Below are 15,220 nucleotides of genomic sequence, written 5' to 3'. Positions count from 1 at the left end.
CTCGGAGCGCGCGGGCATATCAAAGGCTCCTCGGCCCACGGCTGTGGCGTATCCATCGCGGGGGCGGTTCTCCGTCGATGGACGGTGCCCAGGAGATTCCTTCGGGCTTCGGTCCGACCCCGGCGGCGTAGAGCACCGATTCGCGAACTCCGTCGATCCCGAGGTCCTTCTCGATGAGCGAATCGGCGAGGGCGGAAGTCTCGAAGGGAGCGAGCCCGAGCCAGGTGGCGACGAGGCAGAACGTCTGACAAAGGTGTCCGGCCTCCAGCAGAACGGCTCGATACGATCGCGGGTTCGGATAGAGCCACTGTGTTCGAGCGAACACCGCGGTCATGAGGACGAGTGCGGAGGCCTCGCGGTACCACGGCTGCCCCGGCAGGTAGCGCCGTATTCGAGACGCGCCACCGAGGATCAACCTCTCGAGGCCGTGCCCCTGGGGATCGTAGTAATAGAGCCCGGGCGGCACCCCCGATACGCGTCGAACGAGCACATACGCCTCGATCGGGTGGCGCGCTCCTCCCGAGGGCGACGTCTTCAACGGAGCGCGGCCGAGCGCTCCCAGGTCCATCCACGCCTGGACGCCGAAGGTGAGCTCGAGAAGCGTTCCGAGAGCGGATGCGTCGAGGGACGTCGCGCCAAACTTCCTCCACGTCCGGCGGTGGAGAAGGACGCGGGGGAAGACTCCGCTGCGGCGGGGAGACGGGAGCTTGACGTGTCCCGATCCGACAAAGCCTTTCACCGGGTCGGGAAGCTCGCGCGTGTCGATGCGCTGCCGGAGGAAGGAAGCCGCGCTCGCCTCTCCCGACTCGAAATCCAGGTCTCGGCTCACGGAATGCAGGAATCCGACGGACGGGTTCCACTCGGCCCATCCGTCCATGCCTTCCTCAGCCGCAGTCCGCTTCCGATCGGACCGCAGCAGGAGTGATTTTCGAACAAGGCTCGTCAGCAGGCGCTTCACGGGGGCGCGATCGATGACCCCCATCTCCTCGATCAGCGCCTCGGGTGTCCGCCAATCGCTGAAGAAGTCGAGAACCCGAATGACGGAAGGCGACGCGGCGGAGACCACCCCTGTCGCGTAGTTTCGAAGGACGAGCCGCCGTGCGATCCAGTGCCCGACGAGGTTCGGCGACCGCCGGTAGAGTACCCTTCCCCCGGCCATTCGTCCTCGGATGCGATGCGTCGGAGTTCCTATTTGTGCTTGCCCTTCTTTCCATCCTCGAGTTTGAGCACGCGCACTCGCAGACAGAGGGGACGGAGCCCAGCCATTTTCTCCTGGATACGACTCAGCTCCCGTTGGGCGTCAGAAATCTCCTGCAGCAGCTCCTTGATGTCGAGAGTCGTCTCTACCGGTTTACTGCTCTTCTTCTTCGCGGCCCTCGTCTTTGCCTTTTTCTTTGCCATGTCCCTCCTCCTTGCCTGGCATGGACGTTCACGGAATCAGGGGGGAAAGTCCAGTCTTCGCATGAGGTCCTCGAACCTTTCGTCGCCCCTCAAGGGGTCGAGAAGCGGATTCGTCTTCACGCTCACCATGTTCGGGTCGTGGACCTGGAAGCCTTTCTCGAGCCACTCCATCGCCTGTTCCATTTCCCCGAGCGCGGCGTAGACGAGCCCCACCTCGAAGGGAAGACGAGGGTCCAAAGTCTCTCCCGCCAGGAGTTTCTCGAGCACGGCTCTGGCTTCCTCTTTCTTGCCAGCGGTCGCGTGGACCTGGGCCAGCATCGCCGAATAGGAGTCCCCCACCGCCCGGAGCTCGGCGACAGCCTCCTCGTAACGGCCGACCTGGACGAGCGCCCGGGCGAGGAGGGTCTTCGCCGGAACGAAGTCCGGGTCCGCGCGCAAAGTCTTTTTCAGCTGGTCGACGGCCTCGTCGAAGCGGCGAGCCGAATACAGCGTCCACGCCACTCGACGGCCGTAAACAGGTGAGAGCGGCGAGCGGGACTCGGCGAGCCGGCTGTGAACGAGCGCTTCTTCATGGTGCCCAATGGCCGTCAGGTAGTCCGCGTACCAGTGGTGCACATCCGCGGAGTGCGGAGCGAGCGAAAGGGCCTGCTGGAATTCCTGGAGCGCCTTCGACCAATCCCAAACCAGCGCATAATGCGCGAAGGCCTGCGCGGCCCAGGCGTCGCCCAAGGTGGCGTCGATAGCGAGCGCTCGTCCGGTCGCGTCGACTGCCAGCGCGTACGCGCGGTCCGCGCTCACCACGCCCCAATACGCGCTGAGCAGGCTGTACGCATCGGCCATCCCGACGTAGGCTTCGGCGAACTCGGAGTCCTTCTGGACCGCGGCCTGAAAATGCTCTACGGCTCGGTTGAGGCTCGCCTCCGTGCGATCCGAAAGCTCTTGGCGGCCCCGGAGGTAAGAGGCCATCGCTTCGGATTCCACAACTCGGGAGCTCGCGATCTGAAGCGTCTCGCCCTGGGCGAGCTGCACTCGAAGAAGGGCGGCGATCTGCTGCGCGATCTCTCCGCGCACGCGCAGGAAGCCGCCGAGCTCCCTCTCGATCGAGTCCGACCACAGGAGGAGGCCGGTCTCCGTGTCGAAGAGCTGCGTCTGGATGCGCACCACGCTCCTTCGGCCACCCGATTCCGAAGGAACCAAGGCCACCGCACCCTCGAGGACCGCGTCCGCCCCGCTCTCCTGCCGGATCTGGCCGAGAGACGTCGACTTCTCCCGGTAGCGGCGCATGAACGTCCAGGGAACGACCTTCAGCGTTGGAACTTGTCCCAGACGGGACGTCAGCTCGAGCGGCACCGCGGACGCGAGGTAGTTCTCCTCCGCGTTTCCTGAGACGTTCTCGAAGGGAAGCACTCCGATCGTTCGAAGGTGCGGGTAGGCGACGGTCCCGGGCTGCCCCCAGAAACGGTAACCGACGGCGGAGAGAGCGAATACGACTGCGATCGCCGAGGCGAGCCAGACCCGGGTCCGGGATCCAGGCCCGGCCTTTTGGCTGAACCGCGAGACCACCCGTTCGAGGGCCTCTCGCGCCTCGCCGGCCGAGGCGTATCGCTCCTCGGGTTTCTTCGCGAGACATCGGTTCAGCACCTGGAGGAATCCGTCCAGGATCGGCCCGTCCGCGCGGCGGGGCACGGGAGGGGTCGCGTGCTTCACCGCCTCGAGCACTTCCGGGTCGCTGCCTCCCCGGAAGGGAAGCTCCCCCGACGCCGCTTCGTACAGCACGACTCCCAGGGAGAAGATGTCGGACCTCCCGTCAACCATGTGACCCGAAGCCTGTTCGGGCGACATGTAGGGGGGTGTGCCGAGAGCCGTGCCCTTGAGAGTCATGCCCGAAGGGTCGGCGGAGTCGCGAACCCGGGCCGGACGGGGGCTTCGCAGCGGAGTGGCGTCTGCTTCCGCCGCGAGCGCGTTTGGCTCGGACAGGGCCTTGGCGAGCCCGAAGTCCAGCACTTTGACGAGTCCGTCCGGTGTCATCATGATGTTGGACGACTTGATGTCGCGATGGACGATCCCGAGTTTGTGCGCGGCGCCCAGGGCCTCACAGACCTGCACTCCGATCGAGAGCACCGTGCTCATCGGCAAGGATCCCGCCCGCAGCGCCTGCTTCAGGTTGCGACCGGGAACGAGCTCCATGGCGATGAAGAGAACGCCGCCCTCCTCGGCCATCTCGTGGATGGTGGCGATGTTCGGATGCGTCAGCTGCGAGGCGAGGTGAGCTTCACGGAGGAAGCGGGCCCTTGCAGCCTCGTCTTCGAAGAGCTCGGCGGGAAGAATCTTGAGGGCGACGACGCGCTGGAGAGCGGAATCTCTCGCTCTGTAAACCGTGCCCATTCCCCCGGCGCCGAGGAGATCGAGAATCTCGAAGTGGCCGAGGGTCGTGCCGGGCGCGAGATCTCGTTGAGTTTCGTTCACCGTTCCGGAACCGTCTCCTCGGTCACTCGCCGGGCTTTCGGATTGGAAACTATCACGCTCGTTGATGGACATCAAAGGAAAATTCCGCGAGGCCGGTTGCTCCGATTCGAGAGCCGTCCCTCCGCTCTCAGTCGTTGGTGGTGCTGGCGACGACCGGGACGTAGTCGGTTCCGCCGATCATCATCTCGTCCAGACATCGTCGAAGCGATTCCGACATCCTGGTCTCGATCGTGCGGTTCAGGTCGTTCTCGGCGTCCTCCTCGTCGTCGTCAATGTCGTGGTCTACGTCTCGTCGCCTACGGCCGCCGCCAGCAGCGGTCAGCTTCCAATCCGTAGCCTGCTCTCGACGGAGAGCACTCCGGGTGTCTGGCGGATGATCGACTCGGCCTTTTGCTTCATGAGCTGGTTGTTGACCACCCCGGTGAGGATGACGCGGCTTCGCGAAACGATGATGTGAATGGGGGGGATGGTCATGGAGGCGAAGTCCGAGAACGTCGGATCCCGATAGAGCCGATTCCAGAGCGCTTGCCGCAAGCGTTCGTCCGACTGTGACGTGGGCAGCACTTCGATGTCGTTGGAAAACTCCTGGATGCCGATGACGTCACGAAGCCTCTTCTGGAGCTCTTCCTTTTTGAAGGGCTCGGTCACCCAACCGAAAAGCACCACTCTGCCGCCCTCGACATATGCGCTGGCATCGTCGAAAACGGTGAAACGGCTGTACTTTCGAAGCTCCTTCACGACCTGCTCGCCGAGCTCGCGATCGCTCTCCGCTTGGGAAACTTCGATATCGGCATCGACTTCTTCAATCGACGCCTCGGCAAGCGCCAGCTCGAGCGCCTGTTCCTTGTCGAATACGTTTCGCACCCGGCCCTTCAGGCTCACGGTCTTGCCCTGGACCGAGACCGCGAGGCCCTTGATTTCCGCGTCTTCGAGGGCCTTCTCGATCGTCGCGCGAACCTGCTCATCGCTTTGAGACGCCGTCGCGCCGCTACTGAGAGCGAGTACGATTCCCAGGATGGCGAACGTTCGCATGATTCCTCCCCGTGGCCGATTCTAGCGCATTCTCGCGCCGCGGCCCGGAGCGCCTTCAGCGCTTGGGGCGAGGCATGAAGTCGGCGGGAAGCTCCGACTCGAAACCCGCGGCCTGTCGATGCCCACCGTTTCGAAATCGCCGGGCGAGCTCCGACACGTCGAAGTCCTTCCGCGAGCGGAGGGACCACTGCCGCTTGCCGTCCCCACGGTCGAAATAGATGACCACGAACGGCGCGTCGCGGTGGCGCGCGAGCAGTTCCTCGCCGACGTCGGAGCCCAGGATCGTGGCGTTGACCACGGGAACGCGATTTCCCGCGAGGTCCTCCCAGCGAAACTCGTCGCAGAGGAGCTTCACCAACTCTTTCTGATAGCGCAGGATTGCGACCCCGTCCTGAGCGAGGGTCTCGATGTCGAGCGAGCTCCAGATCTCGAAATCCATGGGATAGGAGCTCAGCCCGGCGAACACTTCGCGGCTTCGCGGCAGCTCGTAGCGCCAGAGGTCGCGGTCCATGACGTAGCGGAGCAGTTCGGGAACCGTTTTTTGGGGGTGAAAATACTCCCAGGCGAGCACGGCGGCGCTCTTCTCGTTGTCGAAGAGAGCACAATCTAGGCCAGCGAGCTCCACTTCCGCGGTCCGATGATGGTCGATCACCACCAGCTCGCGAAAACGCGAGTGCATCGCCGTCGTGACCGCGCGGGGGTAGGAGAAATCCAGGATGTAGACCGTGTGTTCGTCGGGGATCTCGGGCGGGTCGGTTCCATGCTTGACGGGGATATAGACCGCCGAGGAGCCGAGCTTTTTCCATGCCGCCCAGGCCGCGCCGAAGCCGTCGGCACAGTGCGAATGATAGAGGACGGTGCTGTCCATGGGGGAAATCCTACCTCACTTGTGATCGATTCCATCCGTTGCTAATATGCCCCCTTTGCGCGCCACTGATGCCGTCTTCGCCGGCCGGGCGGGCGGCTGCACAACGATGGACAGGAAAGGAAATCACCTCTGATGACGCGTGTCCTTTTTGGTTTTCTCGGTGTCGGTTTTCTCGGAATCGCTCTAGGTTGCGGCGATGACTCCCCTAGTGGGCCAAGCGCTCCCAGCGGACCCCGTAGCGCGAACCCGAGCTCTCCGCACGCGCAAACGGATCTCACACTCACCGCTCCGACGCTTCGGGCCCCCGCCATGGGCGAGGCGGTCAAAGAGCTCCAGCCCGAGCTCGAGATCGGTAACGCGCAGGGGGGCTCCGGGCCGAGAACCTACATTTTCGAGCTCGCACTCGATTCCGCATTCCAGGAAATGGCGGTGACCGAATCGGGGGTAACCGAAGGGCTCGGTGGCATTACCAAATGGCGGGTCATCGAGCCGCTCGAGGCGGAAACCAAGTATTACTGGCGCGCGACGGCGGTGTCCGGCGGTGGCGCGGGTCCGTCCTCGGAAACCTGGGAGTTCCGCATCCGCGAGGCTTTCTCCTCCGACCGGCCGACGGGCGATATCGTCGTGTTCGATCCCCTGACGAACGGCTACTCGGTCGGCGAAGTGATGGGGGGGCAGTTCGTAAGCGGCGGCTGGCAGCCGCAACATCACGCCGACTGCCTTCGCTACCAAGTGCCAACGCTGAGCGAGGGTCGCATCGAGTTCACGTCCACCAACCTGTCGACGCCGAACCCCGCCCCGGGAAAGCGAATGCTCATCAGCATGTGGGACCCGACGAAAGGTGAGTACACGACGAACCCCTTCAGGATGCATCTGCAGAAGCTCGACGAGAGCACGGCCAAGTTCGACGACGTCCGCCTTCGGTGGATTTCGCGGGGGCAGGAGCACAACACCGGCATTAGCTTCTACGACTTCGAGCCCGAGCTCGTCTACGAATGGCGCATCGAATGGGGAAGCTTTCCCGGAATCAACTCGCAGCACGTAAAGGTATTTCTCGACGGGTTCGAGATTCTGACGCGAAATTACGATCCCATCTATCACCCGAAGACGCACTGGATCGAGCTCGGTCAGTGCGAGCGTCAGGAGACACTCGAGCAGGCCATCTTCTCGAACGTCCGCATCGGGTCCCGCTGAACGATTCCAAGAGGTTTTCATCAGCCTGACTAGGCCTTCTCGCTCGCGGCTTCCGTGAGCCGTCCTTCGACGGTGTCGGCGGAAAGGCGTAATCGCTCGTCTCGGTACGTCGCCCGGGCCGCGAACAGTGACAGGCCGGCGGCAATCGATGCAGCTACGAGAACGAAGAAGGCGATCCGGTAGCTACCGTGAACATCGTAGAGATATCCCATGATCGGAGGACCGGTAGCGAAACCAATGGTCACGAACGCCGTCAAGATGCCGATGGTCCGCCCCAGAACTCTTGGCCCGAAGCAATGCCTGCTCAGAACCGGAATGTCCACGATCGCCCCGCCGTGGGCGAGACCGCGGACCGCGGCGAAGACGAGGAGCGAAACGGCGCTCTGGATGGAGAACATGAACACCACGGAAAGCGCCATGAGGAAGTAGCACGCGGAAACGCCTCTCAAGGACCATCGGTCGTAGATCCATCCGAAGCCCAGCTTCCCGGCAATGCTGGTGAAGAACACGAAGCTCAGCGCGCTCGACGCGGCCGAACGCCTCAATCCGAGGTCACGTTCGAGATAGAGAACCGTGTGTTGGGTCATCGCCTGATCCACGAAACCGATGAGCACGACGGCTAGCGCCACCCACCAGAAAGTTGGTCCCAGCAGAATCAGGCGAAATGGAGTCGTATCGGTCGCTGCGGCGCTCACGGGAGCGTCCTTGGCCTTCCAGACGAAGACGGGCAGGGCGACGAGCCAGATTCCGAGGCTGAGAAGCGCCATCGAAAATCTCCACCCCGCGAGATCGATGAGCCGACTGGCGAGCACCGGCGCGAAGCTTCCGGCGACGCTGGTGCCGAGTAGCGCGATGCCGACCGCGACCCCTTGTCGCCTCTCGAACCAGCGCGAGACGAGCACTTTCATCGAGATCATGACGCCGAGCGATCCGAGACCCAGAACGAGGCCGATGGCATAGAACAGCCATAGAGTGCGTATGCCGAGAAAAGCGATCATCGCGCCGCCGGTGATCACCGAAGACGACACCACGATCGTTCGGATGCTGACCCGGTCGATCAGGAAGCCCAGAACGATGCCCCAGGCGGCGCCGGCGCCGACTTTCATCGTGGCCACGAGCGTGACTTGCGTGCGGGTCCAACCGAACTCGTCGATGATCGAGGAGTAGAGAACGGGAAGGATGACGGTCGGAACACCGAAGGCGAACACGATGGCGAGAAACGCCACCGCGACGATCCACCAACCGTAATCGGGTGGCCGGCCTTCGTCTTTTCGCGAAATCACGATGGACACGGTATGCTCCTCGCCCGATTGCAGGCAACCGCCGCTCGAGAGGAGGCTCCATGGTAATCGATGTCCACGCGCACGTGAGCGCGCCCGAGGAGCTCTACGCATACAAGGCGGGGATTCTCGCCCACCGCGGAGCTCACGGTCGGGGAAAGGTCAGTGCTTCCGACGAAGAGCTGAGGCGAGCCGTCGAAACGCCTGTGTTCGGTGGCCGATCCCACCTCGGGCAGCTCGAGGAGGTGGGTACCGACATGCAGCTCCTTTCACCCCGGCCTTACACGTTGATGCACAGCGAGAAGCCCGAGAAGCTCGTGCGATGGTTCGTCGAGGAGACCAACAACGTCATCGCCCGGCAATGCGAGCTGTTTCCCGAGACCTTTCGCGGCGTGTGCGGACTTCCCCAGAACATGGGGGTCAGCCCGGAGAACTCACTCGAAGAGCTCGAGCGGTGCGTCGGCGAAATGGGCTTCGTCGGCTGTCTCATCAATCCCGACCCCAACGAAGGACTGGCGCCGGCGCCCCCGGGGCTCGGAGAAGAGTATTGGTATCCCTTGTATGAGAAGCTGGTCGAGCTCGACGTGCCTGCACTGGTTCACTCCGCGGGCTGCCGCTCCGAGCGAGAGCCCTACTCGCTTCACTTCCTGAACGAGGAGAACATCGCCGTCGTCTCGCTCCTGAGCGCGAGGGTGTTCGACGATTTTCCCGCGCTGAAGCTCGTCATCGCCCACGGCGGTGGCGCCATCCCTTACCAGATCGGACGTTACCGCTCGATGTGGATCCGGAGAAAGCTGCCCCCGTTCGACGAACAGTTGAGGAAGCTCTATTTCGACACCTGTTTGTACTCGAAGGAGGCCCTCGAGCTCCTGGTCAAGACCGTCGGGCCGGAGCGCTGCCTCTTTGGCACCGAGCGGCCCGGAATCGGCACCTCGAAAGATCCCGAGACCGGACGCTGGCTCGACGACATCAAGCCACACATCGATGCGATGGACTTCTTGAGCGACGGCGACCGCCGAAGAATCTACGAAGAAAACGCGCGAGCGATCTTTCCGCTCGATCGTTCGCGGCGAGCCGCGTGAGCAGCATCGCGCCCGAGGGTGCCGTCACCGGAACGAGGTACCTGGAGAGCCTCCGGGACGGACGGGAGGTCTGGTATCGAGGCAAGCGCGTCCGGGACGTGACGCGACATCCCGCTCTCGGCGAGATGGCCCGATCCATCGCCCGCATCTACGATTTGCAATCGGCCCCGAAGACCGCTGACGTCATGACCTTCGAATCGGAAGGTCGGCGTTTCTCCTGTTCCTACTTGCTGCCCCGTACGCGCGACGACCTGCTCCGGCGCCGGCGTAACTCAGAGATCTGGGTTCGGGAGAGCTTCGGCATGATGGGGCGATACTCGGATTTCTGCGCCAGCATGTTGGTTGGCTTCTACGACGTCCGCGAAGAGCTGGCTTCGTTGAACCCCGATCTCGCCGCGAACGTAACGAGCTACCACTCGTACGCGCGGGACCAGGATCTCTGTCTTTCCCACGGGCTTCACGATCCGACGATGGACAAGTCGCTCCGCCCCGAGCAGGATCCCGATCGGTGTCTGCGGATCGTCGAGGAGCGGGACGGCGGGCTGGTGGTCCGGGGAGCCCGCTTTGCCACGCTCGCCCCGTTCAGCAACGAGATCCTGGTGGCCCCGAGCTATCCGCTGAACGAGCGTGAGGCGGATCATGCGATCTGGTTCGCCATTCCGATTGCGTGGGAGGGCCTCAAGGTCCTCTGCCGGGAATCCTTTGCCGAGGGACGTAACCGGTTCGATCACCCCGTCTCGGTGCGTTTCGACGAGCAAGACGCGCTGGTGGTTTTCGACGGCGTTCTCGTCCCCTGGGAGCGCGTGTTTCTTGCCCGCGAGCCCGCGGCGGCGGAGCGCTTGTTCCGCCGTCGCGTCATGGCCTGGGCGTCTTACACGAGCCTCACCCAGCTCCTCGGCCGACTCGACCTGATGATCGGCACCGTTCATCTGCTCGCGGAAACGAGCGGTATGAGCGAGCGGCAGGACATCCAGATCGAGATCGGCGAGCTCATTGCTCACACCGAGATGGTCCGCTCGGCGCTCCGGGCCGCGGAGGTCGACTGCCTGCCCACTCCGGGCGGCCTCGTGAGCCCGGCGCCTCTGGCGCACGTCCGTTGCTTTCTGCCGATCATCTCCGAGCGTCTGGTCGCGATTCTGGAGCACGTCGGAACGAGCTCCCTGGTCTTCCTGCCCACGGCGGAAGATCTCGAAACGCCAGATATCCGGGGCTACATCGATCGGTACTTCCGGGGCCGCGGCGTTCCAGCCGACAAACGGGTACAGCTCTCAAAGCTCGCCTGGGAGCTGACCGGCGATTCCTATGGCGGACGTCAGCAGCTCTATGAGCGTCTCCACGCGGGAGACCCGAAGGCGATTACCGCTGGTCTCTACCGGCTCTACGACAAGACGTCGGCGGTCGAGATGGTGCGCCGGCTGCTCGGCTGGGCCGACGAGCCGTCCGACTGAGGCTCAGGTCGGGCGTTACGGCCAGAGTGATCGCTACCTGCAGGAGCAAGCTCCTCATCGGAACGAACCTATGGATCGGGGCGACGGTCGCCCACGACATGGCGCTTGCTGCCCGCAACCACCGTCACTTCCGCCGCGTTCCCGGAGTGAAGATCGCGGATTATCGCCAAGCGCGCTAGATGAGCTTGATCGCATCGATGGCGTCACGCCGGAGCTGGGCGGCCCGCCGGAGGTGGGAAGCATCTTCGGCCGTCACCGCGATGTCGTCGAGGTGCGCTGGCTTCGTTCCCGAAGATTTCCGCCGCGCGGTTGAGTGCGAGCGCGCTCGTCGAGTTCCTTTTTGCGGCCCAGAGACAAAACGCCTCGGCCGAACGGTGCGGCACGCCGCTATCACGAAAGCGAGGGAGAGAAAACCATTCGATTTTACGATCTGCCTCGGTCCCAACCGGAAGCGTTTGAGCTATAGTCGAGAGCGATCGATGGCAAGCCGAATCGGGCACGGGAGTCCTGGAGGATACGCGTGCGCGGCGCTTTTTGCTCTCCTCGCATTCGCGCCTCTTGCCCGTTCCCAGACAGAGGAGACGGTCTCGGAGCCGGTGCGCAAGATTCTTGCTTTCGACGCTCGAAACGTCGCAACGAAGAAGGAATACCGCATCGCCGTCCTCGCGGAATGCCCTCCTCCGGGCGGTCTGCGCGACCGGTACTGCCAGGCGAGGCTCGAGGGTCTGAGGGCGGCCGCAAAGAAGTACGGGTTCGAGTTCGAAATCTACTTCGCGAACTTCAATCCCGAAGCGCAACGGCCCCAAGTCGAGGAATCGGTGGCACAGGAGTTCGATGGATATGTGTTCGCGCCTACCGCCGCCGATCCCGGATGCGCGATGTGGACCGACCACCTGGTCCCGACCGGAAAGCCGGTCGTTTCCGTGGACCTGCCCATGTGCAACGATCCGGACCACACACCAGGTCTGGCGGCGACCGTGCTCATGCAGAGCCAGGCTTACTACGACGCCGACGTCGAGTTCGCATTCCGTACCTGTGAAAGGCCCTGTTACGTTGCCGCCGTCGGAGGCTTCGACGGCTCGGGTCTGTTCCAGGTCTGGCGGAACGCGATCGAGCGCGCTTCGACGCTGTACCCCGACGTGCACCTCCTCGTCGACGAGCCCGGGAACTTCGACTGGCGTGTGGCTCGAGAAAAGGTGAGACAGGGGCTTCGTAACAACCCCGAGATCAACGTGGTGCTTTCGGCCTGGGACGAGATGAGCCGCGGCGTGGAGCAGGCGATTCGATCGGCGCACAAGCTACCGGGCCGGGACGTTCGAATCTATTCCATGGGCGCGACGAGACAGGGTGTGGCAAAGGTAGCGCAGGGGATCTATTTCGAGACCACCGTTCTGTTGCCCTGGGAAGAAGGCTACTACAGCGCCGTTGCTGTCGTTGCGGCGCTGGAAGGCGAGCCCCTCGATGGATTTGTCAATGAAGCCGAGCTTCCCCGAGTCACCGAGGGCCCCGGTTCCATCTTGCTAACGCGCGAGAACGTGAGTCTCTTCGAGCCCAACTATTAGTCACGAGCATCAACGTGAGGGATGCACGTATCCGACGACTATCGCAGCTTCGTCGAGCGATGATCTCGGTGCCTACGAACATCGCCGAGGGTTCCAAGCGTCACTCGACGATTTGACGAGACTCGGCTACCAGTCGAGCCGATAAATGCGGCGGATGGAGCGGATCGCGTTCGGCCTCACGCCTTGCCGTTCCGCCACGGCGCTCAGGGTCAGGACTTGATTACCGACGTAAGACGCGAGCTGCTGAAGAGCTCCGACGCGACGGGCACAGTCGGCCGTAGGGGTCGAACTGGCGTCAAAGTCCGACAATAAGAGAGCGACCGTTGGCCGGGCCGCTTTGTAATAGACGTCGATGTTCACCAGGCATTGCCATTTGATAGCTTCGTACTCGCGGTCGATCTGGTCCGCTTGCGCCGAAAGCGGTTTCAGCGCTTCTTGCAGATTCCGAGCGGCCGACCGTGCCACCGAGGCACGCCCGTCGCTGGCCGCTGGGATCTGAGGCTCGGGTCGAGGCGTCTCCAAGAACATTGCGAGCGTTTCATCCTCGGTCGCGGCCGCGACCGATAGCGGTTCCAGCGAGCGCCCCTCGAACAGCGCGGCAGCGTGGTCGGCGGCGATGGCCAGTCCGAGTGACTCGGCCTCCTGGAGCTTTGCGGTATTGATCCCAACCACCTTGCCGTCCAGACCCAAGAGTGGTCCCCCACTGTTTCCGGGGTTGATGGCGGCGTCGGTCTGCAAGAAGGTGACACCCTTGGCGGTGCGGATAGCGCTCACGATACCTCGCGTCACTGTTTCTCGCAGGCCGAAGGCCGAGCCGATGGTGACGACCTCCTGCCCGATGACGACATCTTCGACGGAGCCAAGCTCGAGGACGGACTGACCTGGGTCGGGTTCATAGAGCTCGAGCAGAACGAGGTCATGATTCGGAGCGGACTTGAGGAGACGCGCCGACCGTGGCTCATTCCTGCCTCCGATTTCGACGAGCCGTGTGCCTCCGGTGACGTGGTAATTCGTCACGACGATCGAAGGCGTGATGAAAAAACCGCTTCCGGTGAACAGCCCGGCCCTGACGGAGACGACCGCCTTCATGGCATCGGCCAGGACCTCCTCGCGTGATTGCTTCTCAGCCCTTTCGGCGTTCCCGGCCACGTCATTTGCGGCGGCATCAAGGGAGCGATCGCCTCGTTGTTCCACGGCTTCTTCCATCAAACCGGAAGGTGGATCGTTCGCCGAGGCGGGAGTCTCCTCGCTCCCGATAAGATTTGCAGGGGGAACTATTGCGGATGCGGTGGGGGTCTCGAATCGGGGCTCGCGCGGTATACCGGGCCGCACAAGGGTCCACACCACCACGCAAAAGACGATCCCAAGCAGAACCAGAGTCGCGACCTTCCACAGATCAATCGCCGCGATGGATGGCGCTCGTGGCCTTCTCCCACCGCACCGGCAAGAAAGCATCGACCGCGAGAGACGCCTCCCGCAGCGCTCGCAGACCCAGCTCGTCGCATCATGCTTGCGGCCGCCAAGGATTCTCAGGAGCGCGGCAATCGTCAGAGGTTGGTTCTCCCCGCCGTTGTGAGTCATACCGCCTTCATCCTCTAATGGCGACTGCACCCAAAATGTTTCGTCGCTGGCTGTTTGAACCCCAGGCTTGAACAATCGCCGCTTAGAGAACCGGCCGGACCTCATGATTGGCCGGGTCGTTTCTCAGGTTGTGGTTGACGACGAGCGTGTCATGGTTCGGAAGAGCTCGGACGAGGCGACGAACTCGAGCGGGTGGATGCCTTCCGCCGCATGGGCGTGCCGCCCGACACACAAGTGAGCATCATGGTCTCGCGGCTCCTGAGGAGGAATAGGAACTCTGAACGAGCGACCTGTAAGAGGCCTGTGGAAAAAGGGTCGCGCGCGGGTTCCTGGGTCGGTAGAGGGGAGGATAGGCCTCTGGCTGCCCCAGAGGAGTTGAGAGATTCAGAGGGCCAAGCCAGTCGTGATCGACCGGGAACTGGTGACGCGCAAGCTCACGCTGATTCTCGAAGATCTGAAGTCTCTCGAGACTCTGGCGCGGAAGCCGAGGGAGGAGCACTGGCTTCGCCGTACGACGAGCTCGCAGCCGACAGGCTTCTGGAACGGCTCATCGGCCGGATGATCGACGTCAACTACCATCTGATCGTCGGCGCCTTCCATCGCGGCGCGATACACCTCTTCGAATCCAGCGGTCACGGCTTGTCCTGGAGCAGCATTTCTCCCTTGATGGTCCAGGAGACTCCGAAGGCCCAGAGGGCGAACGACTCCAGCCAGAAAACCGGCTTGAGCGCGGCCAGGGCCGATTCCTCGAGAAACAGGTAGTAAAATAGGATCGACCCGATGCAGGCGAGCATGATCCACCCGCAAACACGGTAGACCTTGTTGCGCTGCAGCTTCTGGGGGGTCGGCGAGCCTCCGGTCTTGGTGAAGAGCCTCAGCGAGAAGTACGAGAGGACGAGCAGCAGGGCGGCGGCGCAGACGAAGTGAACGGTGCGAATCCAGAGCCTCGCGCTGGTGGTGGGAAAGAGCGCCACCCCCAGAGCGAAGAAACAGGCGAGATCTCCAGCGAGGTCGTCCTTCCGCTCGTAGCCTTTGTAGGTGAACATGAACCAAGCGATGGCGAACAGGATGCCGACGAAAAGGTCCCGGACGCTCGTTCCGTAGTAGTCGCTGATCGAATCCTCGAGGCTGTGGTACAGCCCGAAGCCGAGGCAGAGGAGCGGCAGCAGAACTCCCAGGACTCCCACGACCTTTCGCAGCGTGAGATAAGAGACCAGCTCCTTGGAGCTTGTCTTCTCGTCCATCCCGGGATTCTAAGCCATCGGATTCCATGTAGTCCTGGGCGTCGAAGTGAGACCGAGTCGGA

14 protein-coding genes are annotated in these 15,220 nt (G+C 63.1%); 6 read left to right on the top strand and 8 right to left on the bottom strand.

Going from position 1 to position 15,220, the window contains the following annotated elements; translation table 11 throughout:
- Nucleotides 1–19: 19 nt before the first annotated feature.
- The 5 genes from VEK15_08910 to VEK15_08890 form a co-directional block, all read right to left on the bottom strand.
- The gene (locus VEK15_08910) at nt 20–1,159 is read right to left on the bottom strand and encodes a SagB/ThcOx family dehydrogenase (GenBank protein HXV60801.1); all 1,140 of its coding nucleotides are present in this window, start codon (nt 1,157–1,159) and stop codon (nt 20–22) included.
- Between the two features lie 29 nt (nt 1,160–1,188).
- The gene (locus VEK15_08905; protein ID HXV60800.1) at nt 1,189–1,401 is read right to left on the bottom strand and encodes a hypothetical protein; all 213 of its coding nucleotides are present in this window, start codon (nt 1,399–1,401) and stop codon (nt 1,189–1,191) included.
- Nucleotides 1,402–1,437: 36 nt separating this feature from the next.
- Nucleotides 1,438–3,867 (bottom strand): protein kinase, encoded by a 2,430-nt coding sequence (locus tag VEK15_08900; GenBank protein HXV60799.1) that lies wholly within the window; start codon nt 3,865–3,867, stop codon nt 1,438–1,440.
- A 318-nt stretch (nt 3,868–4,185) separates the two neighbouring features.
- Entirely contained in the window at nt 4,186–4,899 is a 714-nt protein-coding gene (locus tag VEK15_08895; protein ID HXV60798.1) for a BON domain-containing protein, read from the bottom strand.
- A 55-nt stretch (nt 4,900–4,954) separates the two neighbouring features.
- Nucleotides 4,955–5,767 (bottom strand): DHHA1 domain-containing protein, encoded by an 813-nt coding sequence (locus VEK15_08890; protein ID HXV60797.1) that lies wholly within the window; start codon nt 5,765–5,767, stop codon nt 4,955–4,957.
- Between the two features lie 132 nt (nt 5,768–5,899).
- On the opposite strand from VEK15_08890, the gene VEK15_08885 reads away from it, so the two are divergent.
- Nucleotides 5,900–6,961: a hypothetical protein gene (locus VEK15_08885; GenBank protein ID HXV60796.1), complete on the top strand. Its 1,062-nt coding sequence runs from the start codon at nt 5,900–5,902 to the stop codon at nt 6,959–6,961.
- A 29-nt stretch (nt 6,962–6,990) separates the two neighbouring features.
- Here the strand turns inward: VEK15_08885 and VEK15_08880 are convergent, their stop codons facing one another.
- Nucleotides 6,991–8,253, bottom strand: a complete 1,263-nt coding sequence (locus tag VEK15_08880) for an MFS transporter (protein HXV60795.1) — start codon at nt 8,251–8,253, stop codon at nt 6,991–6,993.
- A 50-nt stretch (nt 8,254–8,303) separates the two neighbouring features.
- Between VEK15_08880 and VEK15_08875 the strand changes: the two genes are divergently transcribed.
- The 4 genes from VEK15_08875 (at nt 8,304) to VEK15_08860 (ending at nt 12,333) form a co-directional block, all read left to right on the top strand.
- Complete coding sequence (locus VEK15_08875; protein HXV60794.1) at nt 8,304–9,323, top strand: amidohydrolase family protein; 1,020 nt, start codon at nt 8,304–8,306, stop codon at nt 9,321–9,323.
- Entirely contained in the window at nt 9,320–10,771 is a 1,452-nt protein-coding gene (locus VEK15_08870) for a 4-hydroxyphenylacetate 3-hydroxylase N-terminal domain-containing protein (GenBank protein HXV60793.1), read from the top strand. The genes VEK15_08875 and VEK15_08870 overlap by 4 nt, the downstream gene beginning before the upstream one ends.
- A gap of 26 nt (nt 10,772–10,797) precedes the next feature.
- A complete protein-coding gene (locus VEK15_08865) occupies nt 10,798–10,950 on the top strand; it encodes a hypothetical protein (GenBank protein ID HXV60792.1) in 153 nt (50 codons plus the stop codon).
- 300 nt (nt 10,951–11,250) lie between these two features.
- Nucleotides 11,251–12,333, top strand: coding sequence for a sugar ABC transporter substrate-binding protein (locus VEK15_08860; GenBank protein ID HXV60791.1), 1,083 nt, complete (start codon nt 11,251–11,253; stop codon nt 12,331–12,333).
- Between the two features lie 126 nt (nt 12,334–12,459).
- Here the strand turns inward: VEK15_08860 and VEK15_08855 are convergent, their stop codons facing one another.
- A complete protein-coding gene (locus VEK15_08855; protein ID HXV60790.1) occupies nt 12,460–13,482 on the bottom strand; it encodes a trypsin-like peptidase domain-containing protein in 1,023 nt (340 codons plus the stop codon).
- Nucleotides 13,483–14,317: 835 nt separating this feature from the next.
- Here VEK15_08855 and VEK15_08850 point away from each other — a divergent pair.
- Nucleotides 14,318–14,476, top strand: coding sequence for a hypothetical protein (locus VEK15_08850; protein ID HXV60789.1), 159 nt, complete (start codon nt 14,318–14,320; stop codon nt 14,474–14,476).
- Nucleotides 14,477–14,546: 70 nt separating this feature from the next.
- Here VEK15_08850 and VEK15_08845 read toward each other — a convergent pair whose 3' ends face one another.
- Nucleotides 14,547–15,158 carry a DUF998 domain-containing protein gene (locus VEK15_08845; protein HXV60788.1) on the bottom strand — a complete coding sequence of 204 codons (612 nt, stop codon included), beginning with the start codon at nt 15,156–15,158 and terminating at the stop codon, nt 14,547–14,549.
- Between the last annotated feature and the right edge of the window lie 62 nt (nt 15,159–15,220).

The organism is Vicinamibacteria bacterium (genome assembly GCA_035620555.1).
Lineage (GTDB): Bacteria > Acidobacteriota > Vicinamibacteria > Marinacidobacterales > SMYC01 > DASPGQ01.
This window is presented reverse-complemented; position numbering and strand designations above follow the sequence as displayed.

Coding starts and splice junctions, on each gene's coding strand:
- VEK15_08905 (HXV60800.1), bottom strand. CDS start 1,401: ATGGCAAAGAAAAAGGCAAAGACGAGGGCCGCGAAGAAGAAGAGCAGT.
- VEK15_08895 (HXV60798.1), bottom strand. CDS start 4,899: ATGCGAACGTTCGCCATCCTGGGAATCGTACTCGCTCTCAGTAGCGGC.
- VEK15_08845 (HXV60788.1), bottom strand. CDS start 15,158: ATGGACGAGAAGACAAGCTCCAAGGAGCTGGTCTCTTATCTCACGCTG.
- VEK15_08860 (HXV60791.1), top strand. CDS start 11,251: ATGGCAAGCCGAATCGGGCACGGGAGTCCTGGAGGATACGCGTGCGCG.
- VEK15_08885 (HXV60796.1), top strand. CDS start 5,900: ATGACGCGTGTCCTTTTTGGTTTTCTCGGTGTCGGTTTTCTCGGAATC.
- VEK15_08890 (HXV60797.1), bottom strand. CDS start 5,767: ATGGACAGCACCGTCCTCTATCATTCGCACTGTGCCGACGGCTTCGGC.
- VEK15_08910 (HXV60801.1), bottom strand. CDS start 1,159: ATGGCCGGGGGAAGGGTACTCTACCGGCGGTCGCCGAACCTCGTCGGG.
- VEK15_08875 (HXV60794.1), top strand. CDS start 8,304: ATGGTAATCGATGTCCACGCGCACGTGAGCGCGCCCGAGGAGCTCTAC.